Here is an 18383-nt window from a genome sequence, read left to right on the forward strand (position 1 = left end):
GCATTTCCTACCGACGTTCGGCGCGCACGAAGCAGGCCGCGTTCGCCGAGATCGCCGCCGATACCCAGATTGAGGTGGCCCGAGCCGGGGCCGATGGTGGGGCGTGAGCGGCGATGCTGTTCGCCGAAGCGGCCTGCTGACGGAGAGCGTGATATGGCCGCGCCTTACCCGATAGCGAGACGACGTCCGACAACGCTCCGGGTTCACGGGGTCAAACGTCAGGATGGTCGTACCGCCGGCGTCCTTGAAAGACGGCTTTATAGGCGCCGGCATCATCCAGATAGATGTCAGGGAAGCGTCCTGCTGCGTGTATGATGATGGCGGTATGGAATACGGAACGACTTTTGCTGGGATGCACTAAAATTTGCCGGTGAGTAGTTCTGCCCGAACATCGGACTCAACCATGTGGATACCCACCCGAGAGCAGCTTTCCCTTCGGTCTTCCCGTGACCACACCTTCGATGTCACTCTTTTCGAAAGTCTCAACTCGTCGGATTTCTGCGAGTGGATTAACGCCCGTGCTCGCAATCGGACTATGCTGGCGGTCACCACCCCTACTGTCGACAGGCTCTATGGCAACGCGATTCGTGCAGCCTTCGCAAGCGTGGGTCTGAAGCCGTCGTGGCTCGTGTTGAACTGCACTGAGCGGACAAAGACCATGAAATCCGTGTTGACCGTTTGTCGCGCAGCCTCTGACGCCGAGATTGATCGCCGGGGTGCGTTGGTAGCGATCGGGGGCGGCGTCTGCTCAGACATCGTTACGATGGCGGCCTCAATGCTTCGCCGGAGTTTATCTCACCTTCGCATCCCTACCACCTTGATTGGGCAGGTCGATGCCGGGATCGGATTGAAAGGTGGCGTCAATTTCGGAGAATGCAAGAACTACCTTGGTTGTTTCCACCCACCAGAAGCTGTCGCGGTGATCCCGTCATTGCTCAAGACCCTGGGCGTTGACACGGTCAGACAGGGGGTTGCCGAGATGATCAAGGTTGCCTGTACCTCCGACATAGATCTCTTTCGTATGATTGAAGAGGCTCGCGGAGGCGTGCTGCAGTCCTGGTTCCTCAACGGCGACTTTTTGGCTCACGAGCCAATCCAGCGGGCCATCGCCGCTATGCTGGGAGAGCTTTCGAAGAACCCCTTCGAGGTTACGTCCTACGAAAGGGCGGTAGATTTGGGTCACACGATCGCTCACCCGCTTGAAGCTTCGACCCACTACGAGCTCCACCACGGCTTTGCCGTCGCGATCGACCTCGCTTTTTCCAGCGTCCTCGGCTGGCACCTCGGTTGGCTCAGGGAGGAAACGGCCCTGCGCATAATGGACATGCTGGTGGCCGTTGGTTTGCCGGTCTGGCACGAGCATCTGAACGAAGATTTGGTCTTGAAATCGTTCCGAGCCGCCGCCAAGCATCGAGGCGGCAATATTAATATGGTGGTGCCGACCGACATTGGCCGCTATCGCTTCCTCAAGCGGGACGATCAGTGTCCGCCCGGGCTGATACCCGAGGTTCTCACATATTTGCGCGCACGGAGCTGGCAGGAAGGTGATTCTAATAGCGGTTCGGCCCGATATGGGGCGGCACTTCCTGCCGAGGGAAATCTGGCCAGGATTGGCGTGCAATGAGCGTAGGGTCCTTCCTGTCAAGGCCAGGTTCGGAGCGAGTTTCTGTCTATGGCGACGGCGGTCGAGTGTCGGTAGACAGACCAATAACTTCGCGCCGGCCGACTTTGATCCATCTCCAGAGTGTCTTAGCCGGTCGCGGATCCAGCGCGGGGCGGTTCCCCATTATGGAGCCTCTTGCCGGCGAACTACAGGCGCTGCCAGCCCTGGTGTGCATACCCCAGGAGGAGACCGCCCACGTCACTGCGGCCGTCGGCTCGTCCCGGCAGTCCTGATGACGCGGGTCAGCGTTCTCGGCGGTAGTTCGCCCTTCACGGTGGCGCTTATCAACGCAATTGAGGAAAGCAAGGCGTTAAGCCACCACTTGCACGAGTGGGTGTTAATCCTCCAAGGGCGCAACGTGCAAAACCTCGATGCGGTTGCACATTATGCCCGGCACCGGCTCGGAGGATTTGGAACCTCGGTCATATCTACCACCGACCTCGACGCGGCCCTGACCGATGCCGAGGTCGTGATTGTCCAGACACGCTTCGGCGGGCTTGAGGCGAGGGCCAATGACGAACTCTTCGCAAGCGAACTGGGATGCATCGCCGACGAAACTTTGGGACCCTGCGGCCTCCTATCTGCCTTCCGTCAAATACGGCCGGTAGACCATCTCGCGATCCGCATGAAGGCAATCTGTCCCGGTGCCTTCGTCGTGAACATGATTAACCCGCTGAGCCTAACGACGGCCATGATGCTCCGCCGCGGCTTGGCTACGGTCGGCATCTGCGAGCTTCCCCTCGCCACACTCCAGGCTTTCGCAAGGGCGCTGCGCATTGATCCGCACGACCTTTACTGGAGTTACGAGGGCCTCAATCACAGAGGCTTTATTCCCATCGTCAGGACCCGTGACGGGGAGGATCTCCTGCAGCATGTCCTCCGGTTGGCCCCAGATACCGCAACGCAGAAGTACCGAGACGATATTCTTCGCCTTGGCGCAATATCCACAAAATACTTCGCTCTTTTCGATGGCCGGTCTTCGCACGACAAGGGTCGGGCGGTCGCGCTAATATCTCTGCGAGATGCGATTGCTAAGGATCTTATCGCGGATCCTACGCGAAGGCCTGCGCGAATAGCAGAGCGTGATATGCCTTGGTATGCGCAAGCTGTCGTACCGCTCGTCGCCGCTCGCGTCGGAGCGCAGGGCTACGATGCCACCATAAACGTCGCTGTGGATGGACTTCTCGTTCACGAGCGGCGAGCCCGCGTCCTCGGTGATCGCATCGATATTCTTGAAACGGCACCAGCGAACGGTTCATTCCGCGACTGGCTCGCGGCGTTCGAGCATCACGAACGATTGTGCCTCGCAGCGCTTTCCGATCCTACACCATACACGATAGGTGCAGCGCTCGAAGCCGATCGAATCACGCCTTCCGACAAAGTTCGGGCTGCAGCTACGCGAATTTTCCAGATTTGGCGCGATGCCGCCAGCAATCCGCCGACCGTGCGAGGCCAGCAATGACCAATAAGGAAATTGCTGTCTTTGATATCGGCGGCACGCATTTTCGTTCGGCCCTGTGGACAAATGGAAGGCTGGGTCCAGTGACGCGACGACGTGCGATCAACTACCTTAACACGGCTCACCACAGTCCCGTCGAACTTCAGGAAGCGTTGGCCGACTATCTGGTGGCCGAGACTAAGCGTTTGCAGTTGGAGAGCGGAACCGCGATAAATCATGCCGGCATCTCACTCGGAGCACCTGTGAACGCTCGTAGCGGTAGTGTGCTGCAATCTGGCCCACTCTGGGGCCCGAGGTCGGGCCCGTTCGAACTCCAGGCCGCGTTGATACGTCGTCGATTGGACATCCGCTGGACGATCGCGAATGACGTGACTGCTGGACTGGCATGTTACATACAGACCTGCGATCCGGGGAGGCATTCGCGTATCCTGTACGTCACGGTGAGCACTGGAATCGGGTCGAGGCTCTACGATTTCGCGCGAGGCGGCGTGCCGGTCGATCCCGTACACGGGATACAGGGCGAAATAGGCCATACCAAAGTAGAAGCTTTCTTCCGAGGCACGCGTCTTAAATTTACCTGCGATTGCGGTGGATCTGACCATCTGAACGCCTATTCGTCCGGACGAGGCGTGTTGAAACTACTGCGCGAGTTGTCAGCTCGTTCCCCGGACATGCTAGCAGTCTCGACCATGGCCGCAGCACGCGACCAGGACGATGATGCCATACTCGCGGAGTTCTCGCGTGGGGTAGCGGCCGCTGATGCCCTCGCCTTAGACGTCCTCGCTACGATCACGCAACCGCTAGCACTTATTTTCTCGGCGCTCCTAACGCACGATCCGCTACTTGATTCAATTGTTCTCACCGGGGGTGTCGTGGATGCACTCGAACCGGCCTATTCGGTTAGCCTTGATCGGCAATTCCGCGACCACGGATTATTCCAGATCATTGAATGCGATCCGTCCTATCTCGCCCGCCGGCTCCATATCGTCGCGCCGGGGGACCTGTCTGGACTCATCGGTGCTGGCCATCTCGCCGAAATGGCGGATGAGGGGCGAAGCATCTATGTTTTCCGGTGATCGGATCAGCTTGACCGGACCGAAGTCGCACCTCGCGCTGGTGCGGCCGCCGGGTGCGGGTGCCCCAAGACTGGAGCAGGTCCGGGCACCCGTGGCGCTACCGGGCGATCTTGTGTGCCGGACCCTCGTTGCCGGCGTCTGCGGGACCGACCTTCAGATTCTGCGCGGCGTGCGTGACGATCCAGCCCGGATCCTTGGCCATGAGGGCGTCGCGGTTGTCGACGAAGTGGCTGCGAAAGCGGACCAGCGCTGGCTAGGTGCGACGATTGCTGTGAATCCAACGCCAGACTGGGGCACCGCTGAACTCGGCCATACTCTCGATGGGATGATGCAGCAGCGCTTCCTCGTGCCTGCTCGGTTGCGGCCCTTGGTCGTTTCGTCGCCCGCAGAACTGGCAGCCGATCTCGCTATTCTCGCTGAGCCGCTCGCATCCGTCCTAACTTGCGGGGGCATTCTCAAGCGGGTCGCGGAATCGATCCGTGTATTGGTGGTGGGACGAGGTACGATCGGCCAACTGCTTCGTCTTGCGCTCAGAACTGTCTGCGCCTCGGTTCGGGACGTAGTAGTCATAGGGACGAAAGAGACGGCCGGTATTGAGTTCGGAGCGTTCGACACTGTGATCCTATGTTCCTCGCGGCAGGATGTAGCAGCCGCCCTCAGTATCGGGATCGACGCCTTGTGCGACGGTGGCATCCTTCATCTCTTCGGAGGTCTCCCGTCCGAGTGTCGAGATCCGCGTCTGCCCGGGGTCAATCTCAGCGAAGTCCGCGCGCGAAATACCGGCGGACGTGTCGGTTGGCCGCTTACCGAGCAGTGCCAAACAACTATCGGCCACAAGTGGGTCTCGATCACGGGGCACCGCGGTTCTTCCAACGCGATGCTGACGCGGGCAATGCTCGACCTCAGCGCTCGCCCCGATACCTATCGGCCACTTCTTACGATCGTGACAGACCCGGAGGAAGCTGTCCGCACATTATGCGACGCTGTCGGCTATCCGCCGGTTAGATCTTGGACCAAGCTTGGGATCGATTTACGGAGGTGGCGAACTTGAAGGACCGTCCGTTGACGAGCAGCGCGCATTTGACTGTCGCGCAGAGCATCTATCGACCACAAATCGGGGTCGCGCTGTGGAAGGTGGGGGACCGGGGTCTGACCGGCTTTGAAACCGTCGCCGCGGCGGGTCTCGATCACGTTCACGTCGACTTGGGTGGCCCGACCCGCGGTCCCGATCTCACAGATGCCGGAGTAATGGCGGCCTTCGACACAACGTCGCGCCGTTTCGCGCTTCCGATCACCGCCCTTGCAGTAAATCGGCTTAACGATCTTGGCCTGATTGCGCCAAAGGGTAGCGAGGAAGCGCTGGAAGTCCGGCGAAGTATTTTGCACGCGATTAGAGTGGCAGACTGTTTGCGGGTGCCTAGGATCATCATTCCGGGCTTTCGCCAGAGCGTCGTTCGGACGCCCGAGGACGTGGCTAAAACAGCTGAAGTGCTGCGTTTTGCACTTGGTCCCGCCCAAGCCGTAGGGATTACTTTGGCATACGAAAGCGGGCTTGACTCCGAAAGAACACTCCAGATTCTTCAAGCAGTTGGCCAGCCGGGCATCTGCGTACAGTTTGACACGGGAAATCCCGCTATCTATGGGCATGCTGCAGCCTCCATTTGGGCGCGACTTGCTGACGTCGCCTCGCTGGACGTCCACCTTAAGGATGCTTTGGGGGCGTCGGTAGAGGGGAATGTGCCGCTGGGCGGCGGTGTAGCCGAGCTAGAGCTTACGTTTGTTGCCTTCGCGCGCCAGCCGAGGCCTACATCCTTCACACTCGAGGGCGATTATAGTGTTGATTCAGGACCTCGCATCCGTCGCGACCTCGCCCGACTGAAGATACTCATCAGGAGGACGATGTTGTCGGGCGGCCCGTACTAGGTCCGGGGGCGAGTCTGCGTGGCCGGTCCAAACGCACAGCGGCGGCTACTAGGCTGCCGCGCTGGCGGCAAGGCACAAGGTAGTTCTTACCTCGACACGTTCCGGCCCCTGGCTTTGCCCGGTAGAGTGCGCCGTCGGCGCGTTCTATCAGAGCGTCAAGGCTCTCGCCTCCGCTGCTCTCGGCTAGGTCGACAGGACTTTGCATCCGGCAGAGACCGGCTCGATCCGACATTACCCAAATGCCCCGCGATGAACGGGGAGATTTTGATGCCGGCAAAGAGAAGGCTGACCATGAGACAGTTACCGGGGAGCGTTTGCGTCCAAGTAGCCTCCGCATAGGTGAAGTTGGATGCGCCAAGCACCGCCATGAAAATTCGCGAGGGAGATGGTGCCGTTGGCACGCCGGCCCGCGAGCGCCCGGTTCCTTTATTGGGGAAGCCGGAACAGACGCAAGCGATCCAGAAGTCGTCAAGATCCAACCGAGTCCACGACCGCCCGGTGACGCGCATACGTTCGAAGAAGGCCCGATGGCCAAGCGTTGGCCCGGCATCTCTCCCATGCGAGTGTTTGGGCCTTATCCATCTACGCGGGAGGTGCCGCGTTGACCTTCGCGACCCAGCTCGTCATTGCCCGGCTGGTGGGCGTCACGAGCTATGGCATCTACAACTACGTGTTCGCCTGGGTCACGCTCCTTTCCTACGGTTCGACTCTCGGTTATCACGTGGCGGTCTTGCGATTTGTGCCAGCTTATGAGGCGACGAACCAATTTCCGTTGGTGCTCGGATTCATCCATTTTGGTTTCAAGGCCTGTACCGCTGCGGCAATTCTAATCGCAATTGTCGCCGCGCTGATCGTTGCGGCGCCGCGAAATTTGGATCTGGAACTGGTCACCAGCATGCTGATAGGCATGGCGACGCTTCCCCTAATCACAATTTACCTGGCTGGCGCAGGTGTTGCCCGCGCCTTTGGAGGAGTTGTTTCGGCACGCCTTCCTGAGCGTATTGTGCGGGACGGACTTGTGCTCGCGCTCCTCGGCTTGGCAGCTCTCTTGACGTCGTGGCGCCTGGACGCAACGATTGTGATGTGGACGCTGCTGATGAGTTCAGCCGTTGCAGTCTGCATAACGGGTGTGAGCGTCTGACGCCTTTGGCCCGCTGAGCTGAGTTCCGCGCAGCCGGCCTATGCTCTCCAGGATTGGTGGCCTTCGCTTCTGCCGATCACGATTATGACGTTCCTCGACATCTTCATGAGCCGCACAGGAGTGATGTTGCTCGGCTGGAGAGGAGTCATTGAAGATGCCGGGATATTCGCGGTCGGATCGAGTATGGCAGCCATGTCGCCACCAGCTGCAACTTCCGGCGCAAAAAACGCCAAAGAACAGACCGACCGCGATCCAGCTATAGAAAACGATCTCGAAGACGATCGACCAGTAGACGCCGTCCATGAAGGGTCTCTTGAACGCCGCGGCGACGATGAACAGATTGGCGACCCACCTGCTTGGTTCATACGGAAGCTTGGGATCGGCAGCCACCGACTGCACGATGAAGCTGGCGGTCATGCAAACAAGGAAGCCAGGATAAAGGTGCGCTAACCTTGCTACGGCGAACTCCGTCCAGCTCCTGCCTTCGGCCGCCCATGCGATGACGAAACCGCTGATCAGAAAAAACAGATTGACGCCCATATAGCCATACATCGCGAAGGGGCTGGCTTCGGGATTGCCGTGTGCCAGAACCGGCGGCGCAATCGACGCCCGAAACAGGTAGTGGAAGCAGACGGCAAGCGTATTTGGGGCGGGTGATGCGGATCACGCGAAGCTGCGCCGGAACCCAGTCGAGCATCTCGCTGACGCTGTCGCCGATTGCATGCAGAGCGCCGCCGCAGCACGTGCAGACGGTGCCGCCGATGTCGAGCAGGACGTCCTCTCGCGGCAGATGATCGGGCAGCGGCTTACGATGGGATGGCCGCTCGGTCGGCTGTTTTTCGATACTGGGACGGCTCTCCCGGATGCGGGCGATATCGCCATCGAGGTCTTCCAGGGCGAGCGGCAGTTGATCGGGATCGAGGCGTTCGGAGCGCCGGCCGAACTGCGCCCGCTGGAGCTTTTTTGATGATCGACTGAAGGCGCTCGATCTCCCCGTCGCGGCTCTCGACGACATCAGCCATCTCGCGCACGAGACGCTGCAGGAGATCGACGTCGGAAGGCAAATCAGCAAGGTCGAGCCGCATGCTCGATTCTATCACAAGAGGCCCACAACCCCAAGGATTCTGGCCATTTCCGCAACGATCGGCGGAGTGTTTTCAGCCCGCCAGGGCAGGCTTCCAAACGCGCTCGGGTACGTGCCAGTCGATACCTTCGATCAGCATGGCGAGTTGCGCCGGACTGAGTGTGACGGAGCCTTCGACCCCTGTCATTCGGGGCCACGTAAACCCACCTTGATCAAGCCGCTTGTAACTCACTTGGAAATGCAGGCGGTTCATCGTCCCCGTTGCAGTTTGTGATGGTGACTCACCCCTTTCATCCGTATTCCGGGCAGCACGGTGCCTGCGTTGGGAAGCGCGGTAACCGAGCGGGCAAGCTGTTGCTGCTGCGCTTTGACGATGGCCGGATTTGCTCTGTTCCGCCGCAATGGACCGATGCAGCCGTGCCCAGCCTTGAGGTTGTCGCGGGAAACGGGCGCGCACTGTGCAGCCTCACCGACCTACTGGAACTCAGCAGTCTCGTAGAGCGCCTCATATCGCAAGGGAGATGCGCAACGCCGCAAGATTGTAAAGGAAATTTCGCCGATGTTGTAAGGAAAATAACGCCGCAAAATCCATGGGGGCTTCGCTGAATGTGCTGTATTAGTAGAGATTATATGCGATTGGTTGGCAGATACACGCTTGACAGTTTAATCATACGCGGCATATTTATAATTACGATAATTGAGTCGACATCGGGGGGCAGCGCAGGTGTCGGACAGCGTCAAACACAGGCAATCGAAAGCCAGCGCTTTGGCCGAGGATGGCACGCTCAATCCAGCCCCGGAAAAAATCGGCGATCAGAAGTTCCGGGAGGACGGCTTCTTCGATCCGCGCGACATCGTGCAGGTGAAGTACGAGATGCTGCGGCGCGTATCCGTCGACAAAATGTCGGTAACGGAGGTGTCCGACGAATATGGCGTCTCCCGCCCGACCTTCTACCAGGCCAAAGCGGACTTCGAGGACGCGGGTCTGGCCGGCCTAGTACCGAGGAAGCGCGGCCCGCACGGCCCGCACAAGATCCAGAGCGAAGTGCTGGCCTTTCTCAGGGCCCAAGTGGTTCCAGGCGAGCCCATTCGGGCACGCGAACTGACGAACCGGCTCTGGACAGAGTTCGGCCTCGATGTCCACCCCAGAACAATCGAGCGTGCGCTCGGCGTAAAAAAAACGGCGTAACCATCAGTGGTGGTGCGCAATTGCATTGCGCGATGCAGTCCCGCGCCACGGAGCGATACGAAATACTGCGCGCCGCCGCGCTTGGTGCCGCGCTCCCTGTGGAGGCACGCAGTGGTCTTAGCATCCTTCTGCATCGCGGCATGTGGGCCTGGGTTAGCGCGATCTTGCGTGCGCCGGGCTGGTCCCCACCCGCGGCTTCGCCGCCTGTAGCCAGGCTGCCGATCGCGGACGAAACGTCCGAGCGACGCACAATCATCCACTTGCTCGCCGCCATCGTGATGGCGGCCCCTGAACGGAGAACAGCATGAACGAAAAGCTCAAGGTCCAATCGCATCATCTCGAGCGGAGCGCTTACCTCTACATCCGACAGTCATCGATGCGCCAGGTCATGGAGAATGTCGAAAGCACCAAGCGTCAATACGATCTTCGTGGTCGCGCGATCGGGCTTGGATGGCACGACGACCAGATCACCGTCATCGACAGCGACCAGGGCGAATCCGGCGCTTCAGCGTCGTGGCGCGAAGGCTTCCAGCGCTTGGTGTCCGATGTCGGCATGGGGCGCGCGGGGATCGTCATGGGCCTGGAAGTCTCTCGCCTCGCCAGAAACAACGCGGACTGGCATCGGCTGCTGGAGATCTGCGCTTTGGCCGACACGCTCATTCTCGACGAAGATGGCGTCTACGATCCGGCTAACTTCAATGACCGGCTTCTGCTGGGCCTCAAGGGCACGATGAGCGAGGCCGAGTTGCACGTTATCAAAGCCCGGTTGCGCGGTGGCATTCTCAACAAAGCACGCCGCGGCGAATATCGCTGTCCCCTTCCGACCGGCTTCATCTACAACGAGGTTGGCGATGTGGTCCTTGATCCAGACGCTCAGATCCGGGAGATGATCACCCACTTCTTCGAGACGTTCTCGCGGGTCGGGTCGGCCACGCAGACCGTCAAGGCGTTTGCCAGGGAAGGTCTGCTCTTCCCATCCCGGTTCCGCAACAGCAAGCGGGTGGTCTTCCAACCGCTGACCACATCGGCGGCCTTACGCACGCTGCACAATCCTCGCTACGCGGGCGTCTATGCCTATGGTCAGCGTCTTTACCGCAGAACCGTCGACGGAAAGAAACAGTTCCGCAAACGTGAGCCCAATGAATGGCTCGCATGCATCCCGGACGCACATCCCGGCTATATCAGCTGGGAGCAGTTCCAGCACAACCTCAAGGCGCTCGAGGCCAATGGCCAAGGCTACCAGACCGCGCGCATCTCGCCACCGCGCGAAGGCGCGGCTTTGTTGCAGGGGCGCGTCATATGCGGGCGGTGTGGCTGTCACATGAGGGCCCGTTACGTCACCCGGCGCGGTCAGGTGGACACTTGGTACGTCTGCAGCCGCGCCTACGTCTCTCGGGGTGAGCCTCACTGCCAGTCGATCGCAGGCTGGCCCGTCGACGCGGCGATCGGTGAACTGATCGCTGCGGAAATGACGCCCGCCGCCGTGGAGTTAGCTCTGGAGATCCGAAAAGAGATCGAAGCGCGCTATGACGAAGCGGACAAACTCCGGCTCCGTGCCGTCGAACGCGCCCAAATCGATGCCGATCTTGCACAGCGGCGGTTTATGCTGGTCGATCCGAACAACCGCCTGGTCGCCGACACCCTTGAACGCGAATGGAACGACAAACTGCGCATGCTGTCTGATCTACGAGAAGAAAGAGAGAGTGCTCTGCGCGCAGACCGAGCGACACTCGACGATGCAATCCGCGATCGATTGATCGCCATGACGGCCGACTTCAAAACGGTCTGGCGCGACCCCGCCTTGCCGAACCGAGAACGCAAGCGGCTCCTTGCCTATCTCGTCGAAGACATCACATTGCTCAAGTTCCAGGCCGAGGGAGAGACACGGATACACATCCGCTTCAGAGGCGGAAAGACCGAAACATTGATCACTCAGAACCCGAAAACCTCCGCACAGCAGGTAAAGACCCGGCCCGAGGTGGTCGAATTGGTCGACAAGCTTCTCGACGAGCATATCTGCGCTGAAATCGCTGACATCCTGAATGCAAGGGGAATCCGTCCCGGCGGCTCAGCGCGGCGCGGTAAGGCTGACACCCAGTTCAGCGACTTGCGCGTCATCTATCTCGTCAAGCAATATGGTCTGCGCTCGCGCTACGACCGGCTGCGCGAGCGGGGAATGCTGACAAAAGCAGAAGCCTGCGCAAAACTTGGAATCACCGAATGCACCCTGGTCAGATGGGCGAAATACGGCATCGTGAAAAGACATGCCTACAACGGCTATATCGGCCTCTATGAACTGCCCGGACCGCACGTCCCAGCCAAACAGTGCAGCCGATGGAACCAGCTTGCCCATCGGGCAGAGGCCATCCGCCAACTCAACTCCTCAAAATGCTCCGATCTCAAGGAAAGGGCTGTAGTATGAAGCCAGTTAGTTTGTGAACAGGCACAGCCCGTTCCCGTCCCACCACAGGATCTTGATCAGCTGCGCTCTCTTCCCTCGGAAGGCGAACAGATGGCCCGAGAACGGATCCTTCTTCAGTGTCGCCTGAACCAGCATGGCGAGCCCGTCCAGGCCCTTCCTCATGTCGGTATAGCCCAGCGCCAGATGCACCCTCACGCCAGCCGGAGCGATCAACACAATGCGGCCTCCCGTTCGGCAACCTCACGGCGCACGGCTTCCGGATCGCTGCCGATCGGCGCGAACACCCGCCGTCCGTCCGCCAATTCCACCGCCGTCATGCCGTCGAGCGGCTGCAGCAAATCGTGCAGAACAGCGGGCATCGATGAGGCCGAAGTGCCTTCTTCAATCACCGCAACCAGCGCCAGCTTGGTGCGCTTTTTCTGCGCAAAGCCAAGCTGGACGCGCCAGCGGAATAGCATGCTGGTCACGATGCCATGGCGGCGGCAAACCTCCGCCACACTGATGCCGGGCTCCTCCGTTTCCAGGACGATGGCGAGCTTTTCCTCGTCCGCGAAGCTGCGTCGGTTGGTGCGTTCCTCGCGCGGCGGATCTGCATCCGGCGCGTCTGTCAAGCCGCTTTTCACCGACATTTCCTTAGCAGCGCTGCTAGCACTAGTGCTAACGACCGGACGGGCGGAGGGGTGAAGATGCGCGCGCCAGTCGATTTCCACCTCGCCGTCGTCGAAACGGTCACACCATTTGCGCAGCGAATAGGGCGACAGATGCAGCGCGGCTGCGTATTCGCGCACGCCCATTCCGCTCCAGCTCATCGCTTCAACATGTATCGCCCAGAACGCCTGGACGGCGCGGTTGCGCACGTCCGTGCTCACCGCATGGCGAAGCCGTTGGCGTTTCCTGAGCCGCTTTTCCCGCTCCTCCCGGCGCTTTTGACGGCGCAATTCCTGCAGATATTCCGCATGCTTACGCCCCACCTCCTTGCCGGCCAGGTACTCCAGCCAGCGATCGAACGTGCACTTCCAGAGCCCGTGCTGACGACAATAGTTCGTCCGATCAAGGCCGCTGCGTTGCCACGCCTCAATGTGAATCAGCCACCAGGACTGGCGCGCCTTGTTCTCGAAATGTCTCAAATTCACCGGAGATCCTCCATGCAACGAAGGAACCCCACATGCTGCGATTTTGCACTACTCGATCTGGGTGCACAGACCGGACGCTTACGACGCTTACAACCAACCGATTAAGATGGCAGGATAAAAGCGAGCACATTGCGCTGCGGTTGGGTTGTTGTTCTTCAATTGGTTAAGACGTGATTTCGCAATGTGCGAGTGTTTCCTGCACATTGCGAGAATCGCGATTTCCCAGCTATTCCCGTGACTTAGTGCAATGTGCGGGAGCCGTTCCCGCACTTTGATGAGGATGAGGCCGGGAAGGGGGCGTGGTCAGAGACGGCGCTGAGACAGCCTCTCGCCGGCACACAACGAGGTGGTGGATAGTCAACGTCGGAACCACGTCGACCTGGCCTGCGGTGGCTCGCGATGGGCGGCCGGTTCGGCTGCCGGGAGAGAGGCTTACTACGGCCCCGATAGTCGACGTCGCCAGCATCGGCCGTAGGATGGCGGCCGAGCGCTGGCTTGTCGGCTGGCGCCATCCTCCGCACTGCGGATGCATGGGCTTCACGGTCCCGATGGAAAGCGCGCCGGTAGCGACACGTCCGCCACCAAATCCAAGCGTCCACCGGAGGGTTCCTCGGGCCCGGCATCCGCCGGCGCTGCGCATCGCCCAGCCGTACTGGCTGTCGTCTGCCAGGGGTCTCTCCATCCTGACAGGAATGCGCAAACCATCGTGTTACGGTTTGGCCGTTTTACGTCACTGGCCTGATAGCCATCAAAGCAAATTGGAGAGGTTGCCACGTCTAGGATCAACCGCCGCGCCTTGCTTCTCCACTCTGGCAGCGCAGTCGTCGCCTCATCGGTTACGGCGGCGGCGCTCGGCACAGAGCCGCCGGGTCAAGACCAAGGACCGCCCAGTAATCTGCGAGCGCTGATTGAGGCGCACAAGATAGCCTATGCTGAGTTCTGCAAAGCCCTGCACGAGATAGGCGGTGGCCGCGGCGACTCCGCCAGAGCCAGCCGGGAAGAGGAGAGGGCACTGCTCGCCATCTGCGGCTATGTTGCGGTTGAGGAAGGGGATCGGCTGGCCAAGGCCCGATATCTATTAGAGATCGAGGCGCGCGGTGAGCTCGACCTCGCAGAGCATACGCAGGCGGTTCTCCGATCGACGATGTGAAGGGATGAGGCGACCGGAGCACGGTCGGTCAGCTACTGAATGTCTGGTATGCGCCTCATGCACGAACCCGCTTCGCGGGAGGGTCGCCTCGACCTGAGATGGCGCGACAGGCATTTGACTTGAGCGGGTAGAGGCGTCGATCTGACCATGGAGTTCCCTTCAACGAGGAACTCGCCATGGCTACCCTGTCGACCGATGCACCAATCTCTCCGCTTCGCCAGCGCATGCAGCACGACATGCTCATGCGTGGCCTGGGCTCCCATACCCAGCAGGACTACGTTCGTCACGTCCGGCGCTTCGCTGTGTTCCTTGGCCGCTCGCCGGACACTGCGACGGCTGAGGACATCCGCCGATTCCAGCTGCATCAGCATGAGAGCGGCGTCGGCCCTGCGACGATCAATGGCGCGGTCTCGGCATTGCGGTTCCTGTTCCTCGTGACGCTGAAGCGGCGGGATCTGGCGCGCGCGCTGGTGATTATGAGGTATCAGCGCAAGCTGCCCGACGTGCTGAGCGTGGAGGAAGCGGCGCGGCTGCTCGAAGCGGCGCCAGGCATCAAGTACAAGGCCGCGCTCGGTGTCGCCTATGGCGCTGGTCTGCGCGTGTCCGAGGTCGCGCACCTCAAGGTCGACGACATCGATAGCACACGCATGCTGATCCGCGTTGAACAGGGCAAGGGACGCAGGGACCGCAACGCCATGCTCTCGCCGCAACTTCTGGAACTGCTGCGGCTGTGGTGGCGCGAAGGCAGGCGGCGCGGGGTGATGCTCCCGCATGGCTGGCTGTTCCCAGGGCGCAGCTGCACGGCGCCGATCTCGTCGCGGCAACTGCATCGCGCGGTCCAGGAAGCAGCCGAAGTCGCCGGCATCCGCAAGCGCGTCAGCCCGCACACGCTGCGCCACAGCTTCGCCACTCATCTGCTCGAACAGGATGTCGACATCCGCGTCATCCAGGTGCTGCTTGGCCACAGCAAGCTCGATACCACCGCGCTCTACACCAAGGTCTCGACGCGGACGATCCATGCGGTCGCAGGGCCGCTCGACCGGCTGATGGCGCTGATGGAACACAAGACGCCGCCCGGCTGAGCCGTGCGCACCTCTGTCGAGGTCGCCGACATCTTCCGTGCTGCCGGCCCCGCCTATCGGGCCGCCCATGCAGGTCACCTGAGCCTCATCCAGCTCAAGGTGATGTCGGCGATCGAGCATTGCCGAACCGCGGCGCTCGGCGGTCACGTCGAGGCCTGCGAGGACTGCGGCCAATGGCGGATCGCCTATAACTCCTGCCGCAACCGGCACTGCCCGAAGTGCCAGGGCGCGGCCGCGCGGACATGGCTCGCCGAGCGTGAAGCCGACCTGCTGCCAGTCGGCTACTTCCACGTCGTGTTCACGCTGCCCGCCGAGGTCGCCGTCATCGCGTTCCACAACAAGGCGCTGGTCTATGACCTGCTGTTCAAGGCGGCATCGGAGACGATGCTGGCGATCGCGGCGGATCCCAAGCACCTCGGCGCGCGCATCGGCATCACCGCCGTGCTCCACACATGGGGCTCGGCAATGACGCACCATCCTCATGTCCACATGATCGTGCCGGGCGGCGGCATCACGCCGGACGCGTCACGCTGGATATCGTCGCGGCCGGCCTTCCTTCTCCCAGTCAGAGTGCTGGGCAAGCTGTTCCGCCGTCTGTTCCTGACCCGACTGGTCGCGCTGCACGACGCCGGTCGGCTCGCCTTCTTCGGATCGGCGGCGCACCTCGCCGATCGTCGGGCCTTCCTACGCCACCTGGCTCCCGTCAAGAAGAAGCGCTGGGTGGTCTACGCCAAGCCGCCCTTCGCCGGTCCCGGGGCGGTGCTCGCCTATCTGTCGCGCTATACCCACCGGGTTGCGATCTCGAACCGCCGCCTGATCGCCTTCGAAGAGGCTGGGGTCACCTTCCGCTACAAGGATTATCGCCGCGACGGCACCGACCGGCAGCAGGTCATGACGCTCGCCACAGATGAGTTCATCCGCCGCTTCCTGCTCCACGTCCTGCCGCGCGGCTTCCATCGCATCCGACATTATGGCCTGCTCGCCGGCTCCGCCCACAAGGCCAGCCTCGCACGCGCCCGCGAACTGCTGGGCGTCGCTGCCCCGTCCGATGACCACACACCCGAACCAGAGGACTTCCGGCCGCCATGCTCCTGCTGTGGCGGACGCATGATCGTCATCGAGGTGTTCGAACGGTGGAGGAGGCAGCCGCGCGGACCTCCGAACGCATCGGCACCGATCCGGGAGACCGCTCCATGACCCGGCATGGTCTGATTCAGCCTCCAGCCACAGGCGCTCAACCTGCGGCGACGGACCCACGCGCGCCCATGGTGCTCAGCGAGGCCCGCAGGGCCCCGTCCGCCTGCGCGCAGAGGCTACAAGGCTGTGCGGAGGCTTCACTGAGCGGTCCGTCCGTGTCCACCGCGTCGCCTAACGGGGGCGGTCACGCCGTCGCCGACATCAGCCGCAAACTAAAATCCCCATAGCCATCAACTGTGGCCCGCGGGTTCCTGCATGAGAGGCTTTCGTACGCCTCTCGGCACCCGAAACCCTTCAGCATGTCGGCCGCCTTGATCCAGAATTGTTTCGCCCAATAGCAGACATTCGAAAACCGCACTTGTTGGTCTGCAGCGCGCCACGGAACGAGACGTGGTCAGGCGTACCGCCCATGGCCCCGAAAGCCGTTAACGCACGGACGCGCGCCGAAAGTGCGGAGCTTTCTAGTCCCGAGCTTTGGGGGTAGAGTGTGTGTGCGGAATATCTCCGCGGCTATCGCGCGCGCCGGAAACTCTGCACTTGCGCGAAATTCGGTGCGTTCCGTGTATCGAGGGAAGCGGGGCGACCGATGACAACCTTTGTTATGGTGCACGGCGCGTGGCATGGTGGGTGGTGTTGGCGCAAGGTCGCTCAGTCACTGAAGGTGCCGGGCAGTGATCTGTATACCCCCACGCTTACCGGCCTCGGTGAGCGAGCACATCTCGCCTCTCCTGACATCGACCTGGAAACGCACATTTGCGATGTGCTCGGTGTGCTGGAGACCGAGGACTTGAAAGATGTTGTCTTGGTTGGACACAGTTACGCGGGAATCGTGGTCTCGGCAGCCGCGGACAGGGCGGCCAGCCGGATAGCGCGAGTTGTCTATCTCGACGCCATCGTTCCCCGCGACGGCCAGTGCCTGTACGACTGTGCATCGGCGCAGGCCAGGGACTATTTCGAGGAGCAGGCGCGGGTCGGGGGTGAGGGCTGGCGCATCCCTGCCAGCGCGGCGACCGTGCAATTCCTCGGGTTGAAGGAGGAGAGGGACGTGAGTTGGGTAATGCCAAGGCTTACCGCGCACCCGATCCGCACCTTCAGGGAGCCGGTCAAACTGAGTGCGGGTTTCCCACGGGTGCCGCGGACCTACGTCAATTGCATCGGCGATAAACCACTTGGCCAGCCAAAGAGCGCGCAAGCCGCTGATATCGAGGACTACCACGAGTTGCGGACGGGACACGACGCCATGGTGACCGCGCCAGACGATGTCGCCGAGTTGCTGAGCCGGATCGCGGAGGACATCACCGCCCAGCCCGGGCATCGGCGGACGCGCAGCAATCTGCTCGAACCTGACCGGCCGCTCGGCACAATTGCGAAAGACGCCACCTAGCCAACGGCGACATTGGTCAAACTGCGACGCCTACCGAAGCCAGGCCAAGGACCGCTTTTGCAAATTGGCTGCTTAAAGCGGTCAGACTGTTGCCGGCCCAAAACGGTCTTGGATCGCGCCACCCAGGATCAGCTGTCGAACCGAGAAATCGGTTCAATAACGTTGTCACCTGTGCGCTCTGTATCGGATCCCGTTCTCGGATAAGAACTCGATTCCGGCACCTTCCAGGGCATGCCTTATACTCGTCAGGTTGTTGGCGATAGGCATACGTGCCCCGCGTTCAAAATCTGCAATCGTTTGTCGAGCAACGGTTGCTGCTTCAGCTAACTGTTCTTGGCTCCATCCAAGCATCGCGCGAGCGCCACGACACTGCTCCACCGTTAGCGCACGTTGCATTTCTATCAATCCGATTGACGTCAATCAATTTGTATAAGATGATGTTCCCCTTATCGGCCGAGCTGAGCGCTAGCACGCCCAGCC

18 protein-coding genes and 1 pseudogene are annotated in these 18383 nt (G+C 61.1%); 13 read left to right on the forward strand and 6 right to left on the reverse strand.

Annotation, left to right across the window (positions count from 1 at the left end):
• Positions 1 to 403: 403 nt before the first annotated feature.
• The 6 genes from DBIPINDM_RS33965 (at position 404) to DBIPINDM_RS33990 (ending at position 7262) form a co-directional block, all read left to right on the forward strand.
• Positions 404 to 1624, forward strand: coding sequence for a sedoheptulose 7-phosphate cyclase (locus DBIPINDM_RS33965; RefSeq protein WP_258583307.1), 1221 nt, complete (start codon positions 404 to 406; stop codon positions 1622 to 1624).
• Between the two features lie 271 nt (positions 1625 to 1895).
• Positions 1896 to 3125 (forward strand): 6-phospho-beta-glucosidase, encoded by a 1230-nt coding sequence (locus DBIPINDM_RS33970; RefSeq protein WP_258583308.1) that lies wholly within the window; start codon positions 1896 to 1898, stop codon positions 3123 to 3125.
• Entirely contained in the window at positions 3122 to 4198 is a 1077-nt protein-coding gene (locus DBIPINDM_RS33975; protein WP_258583309.1) for an ROK family protein, read from the forward strand. Before DBIPINDM_RS33970 ends, DBIPINDM_RS33975 begins: the two co-directional genes overlap by 4 nt.
• Entirely contained in the window at positions 4185 to 5249 is a 1065-nt protein-coding gene (locus tag DBIPINDM_RS33980) for an alcohol dehydrogenase catalytic domain-containing protein (protein WP_258583310.1), read from the forward strand. Before DBIPINDM_RS33975 ends, DBIPINDM_RS33980 begins: the two co-directional genes overlap by 14 nt.
• Positions 5246 to 6121: a sugar phosphate isomerase/epimerase family protein gene (locus tag DBIPINDM_RS33985; protein ID WP_258583312.1), complete on the forward strand. Its 876-nt coding sequence runs from the start codon at positions 5246 to 5248 to the stop codon at positions 6119 to 6121. The genes DBIPINDM_RS33980 and DBIPINDM_RS33985 overlap by 4 nt, the downstream gene beginning before the upstream one ends.
• A 601-nt stretch (positions 6122 to 6722) precedes the next feature.
• Positions 6723 to 7262: a hypothetical protein gene (locus DBIPINDM_RS33990; protein ID WP_258583313.1), complete on the forward strand. Its 540-nt coding sequence runs from the start codon at positions 6723 to 6725 to the stop codon at positions 7260 to 7262.
• Here DBIPINDM_RS33990 and DBIPINDM_RS33995 read toward each other — a convergent pair.
• The 3 genes and pseudogenes from DBIPINDM_RS33995 to DBIPINDM_RS34005 form a co-directional block, all read right to left on the reverse strand.
• Complete coding sequence (locus tag DBIPINDM_RS33995; RefSeq protein WP_323806065.1) at positions 7224 to 7802, reverse strand: hypothetical protein; 579 nt, start codon at positions 7800 to 7802, stop codon at positions 7224 to 7226. The two genes, DBIPINDM_RS33990 and DBIPINDM_RS33995, sit on opposite strands and share 39 nt — an antisense overlap.
• Positions 7803 to 7950: 148 nt before the next feature.
• Positions 7951 to 8277: pseudogene (locus DBIPINDM_RS43725) on the reverse strand (IS66 family transposase); the annotation flags it as partial.
• Positions 8278 to 8419: 142 nt separating this feature from the next.
• Positions 8420 to 8533 carry a hypothetical protein gene (locus DBIPINDM_RS34005; protein ID WP_258583314.1) on the reverse strand — a complete coding sequence of 38 codons (114 nt, stop codon included), beginning with the start codon at positions 8531 to 8533 and terminating at the stop codon, positions 8420 to 8422.
• Positions 8534 to 8619: 86 nt separating this feature from the next.
• On the opposite strand from DBIPINDM_RS34005, the gene DBIPINDM_RS43730 reads away from it, so the two are divergent.
• The 3 genes from DBIPINDM_RS43730 to DBIPINDM_RS34015 all read left to right on the forward strand — a co-directional run bounded on the left by DBIPINDM_RS43730 (position 8620) and on the right by DBIPINDM_RS34015 (position 11957).
• Positions 8620 to 8952 (forward strand): DUF5372 family protein, encoded by a 333-nt coding sequence (locus tag DBIPINDM_RS43730; RefSeq protein WP_416361686.1) that lies wholly within the window; start codon positions 8620 to 8622, stop codon positions 8950 to 8952.
• 160 nt (positions 8953 to 9112) lie between these two features.
• Positions 9113 to 9535, forward strand: coding sequence for a helix-turn-helix domain-containing protein (locus DBIPINDM_RS34010; protein WP_258580931.1), 423 nt, complete (start codon positions 9113 to 9115; stop codon positions 9533 to 9535).
• A gap of 304 nt (positions 9536 to 9839) precedes the next feature.
• Positions 9840 to 11957 (forward strand): recombinase family protein, encoded by a 2118-nt coding sequence (locus DBIPINDM_RS34015; RefSeq protein WP_258580930.1) that lies wholly within the window; start codon positions 9840 to 9842, stop codon positions 11955 to 11957.
• A gap of 6 nt (positions 11958 to 11963) precedes the next feature.
• On the opposite strand, the gene tnpB is transcribed toward DBIPINDM_RS34015, so the two are convergent.
• Together tnpB and tnpA are read right to left on the reverse strand one after the other, a co-directional pair.
• Positions 11964 to 12173 (reverse strand): IS66 family insertion sequence element accessory protein TnpB, encoded by a 210-nt coding sequence (gene tnpB, locus DBIPINDM_RS34020; protein WP_416361729.1) that lies wholly within the window; start codon positions 12171 to 12173, stop codon positions 11964 to 11966.
• Entirely contained in the window at positions 12167 to 13090 is a 924-nt protein-coding gene (gene tnpA, locus DBIPINDM_RS34025) for an IS66 family insertion sequence element accessory protein TnpA (RefSeq protein WP_258583315.1), read from the reverse strand. The genes tnpB and tnpA overlap by 7 nt, the downstream gene beginning before the upstream one ends.
• Positions 13091 to 13886: 796 nt before the next feature.
• Between tnpA and DBIPINDM_RS34030 the strand changes: the two genes are divergently transcribed.
• From DBIPINDM_RS34030 to DBIPINDM_RS34045, 4 genes are all read left to right on the forward strand, one after another.
• Positions 13887 to 14240: a hypothetical protein gene (locus DBIPINDM_RS34030; protein ID WP_258583316.1), complete on the forward strand. Its 354-nt coding sequence runs from the start codon at positions 13887 to 13889 to the stop codon at positions 14238 to 14240.
• A 176-nt stretch (positions 14241 to 14416) separates the two neighbouring features.
• Positions 14417 to 15322 (forward strand): tyrosine-type recombinase/integrase, encoded by a 906-nt coding sequence (locus tag DBIPINDM_RS34035; RefSeq protein WP_258582557.1) that lies wholly within the window; start codon positions 14417 to 14419, stop codon positions 15320 to 15322.
• Positions 15323 to 15325: 3 nt separating this feature from the next.
• Positions 15326 to 16519, forward strand: coding sequence for an IS91 family transposase (locus tag DBIPINDM_RS34040; RefSeq protein WP_258582559.1), 1194 nt, complete (start codon positions 15326 to 15328; stop codon positions 16517 to 16519).
• Positions 16520 to 17105: 586 nt separating this feature from the next.
• Entirely contained in the window at positions 17106 to 17903 is a 798-nt protein-coding gene (locus tag DBIPINDM_RS34045) for an alpha/beta hydrolase (RefSeq protein ID WP_258583317.1), read from the forward strand.
• 165 nt (positions 17904 to 18068) lie between these two features.
• Here DBIPINDM_RS34045 and DBIPINDM_RS43460 read toward each other — a convergent pair whose 3' ends face one another.
• On the reverse strand, positions 18069 to 18299 hold the full coding sequence (locus tag DBIPINDM_RS43460) for a helix-turn-helix transcriptional regulator (protein ID WP_323806057.1): 231 nt from the start codon (positions 18297 to 18299) through the stop codon (positions 18069 to 18071).
• Positions 18300 to 18383: the final 84 nt, after the last annotated feature.

This window comes from Mesorhizobium sp. AR02, from assembly GCF_024746835.1.
Taxonomy (GTDB): domain Bacteria; phylum Pseudomonadota; class Alphaproteobacteria; order Rhizobiales; family Rhizobiaceae; genus Mesorhizobium.

Bases quoted from the DNA above. Each gene is read 5' to 3' on its own strand.
- DBIPINDM_RS33965 (WP_258583307.1), top strand. From the start codon at position 404: ATGTGGATACCCACCCGAGAGCAGCTTTCCCTTCGGTCTTCCCGTGAC.
- DBIPINDM_RS33970 (WP_258583308.1), top strand. From the start codon at position 1,896: ATGACGCGGGTCAGCGTTCTCGGCGGTAGTTCGCCCTTCACGGTGGCG.
- DBIPINDM_RS33975 (WP_258583309.1), top strand. From the start codon at position 3,122: ATGACCAATAAGGAAATTGCTGTCTTTGATATCGGCGGCACGCATTTT.
- DBIPINDM_RS33980 (WP_258583310.1), top strand. From the start codon at position 4,185: ATGTTTTCCGGTGATCGGATCAGCTTGACCGGACCGAAGTCGCACCTC.
- DBIPINDM_RS33995 (WP_323806065.1), bottom strand. From the start codon at position 7,802: ATGGGCGTCAATCTGTTTTTTCTGATCAGCGGTTTCGTCATCGCATGG.
- DBIPINDM_RS34005 (WP_258583314.1), bottom strand. From the start codon at position 8,533: ATGACAGGGGTCGAAGGCTCCGTCACACTCAGTCCGGCGCAACTCGCC.
- DBIPINDM_RS43730 (WP_416361686.1), top strand. From the start codon at position 8,620: ATGGTGACTCACCCCTTTCATCCGTATTCCGGGCAGCACGGTGCCTGC.
- DBIPINDM_RS34015 (WP_258580930.1), top strand. From the start codon at position 9,840: ATGAACGAAAAGCTCAAGGTCCAATCGCATCATCTCGAGCGGAGCGCT.
- DBIPINDM_RS34035 (WP_258582557.1), top strand. From the start codon at position 14,417: ATGGCTACCCTGTCGACCGATGCACCAATCTCTCCGCTTCGCCAGCGC.
- DBIPINDM_RS34045 (WP_258583317.1), top strand. From the start codon at position 17,106: ATGACAACCTTTGTTATGGTGCACGGCGCGTGGCATGGTGGGTGGTGT.
- DBIPINDM_RS43460 (WP_323806057.1), bottom strand. From the start codon at position 18,299: ATGCAACGTGCGCTAACGGTGGAGCAGTGTCGTGGCGCTCGCGCGATG.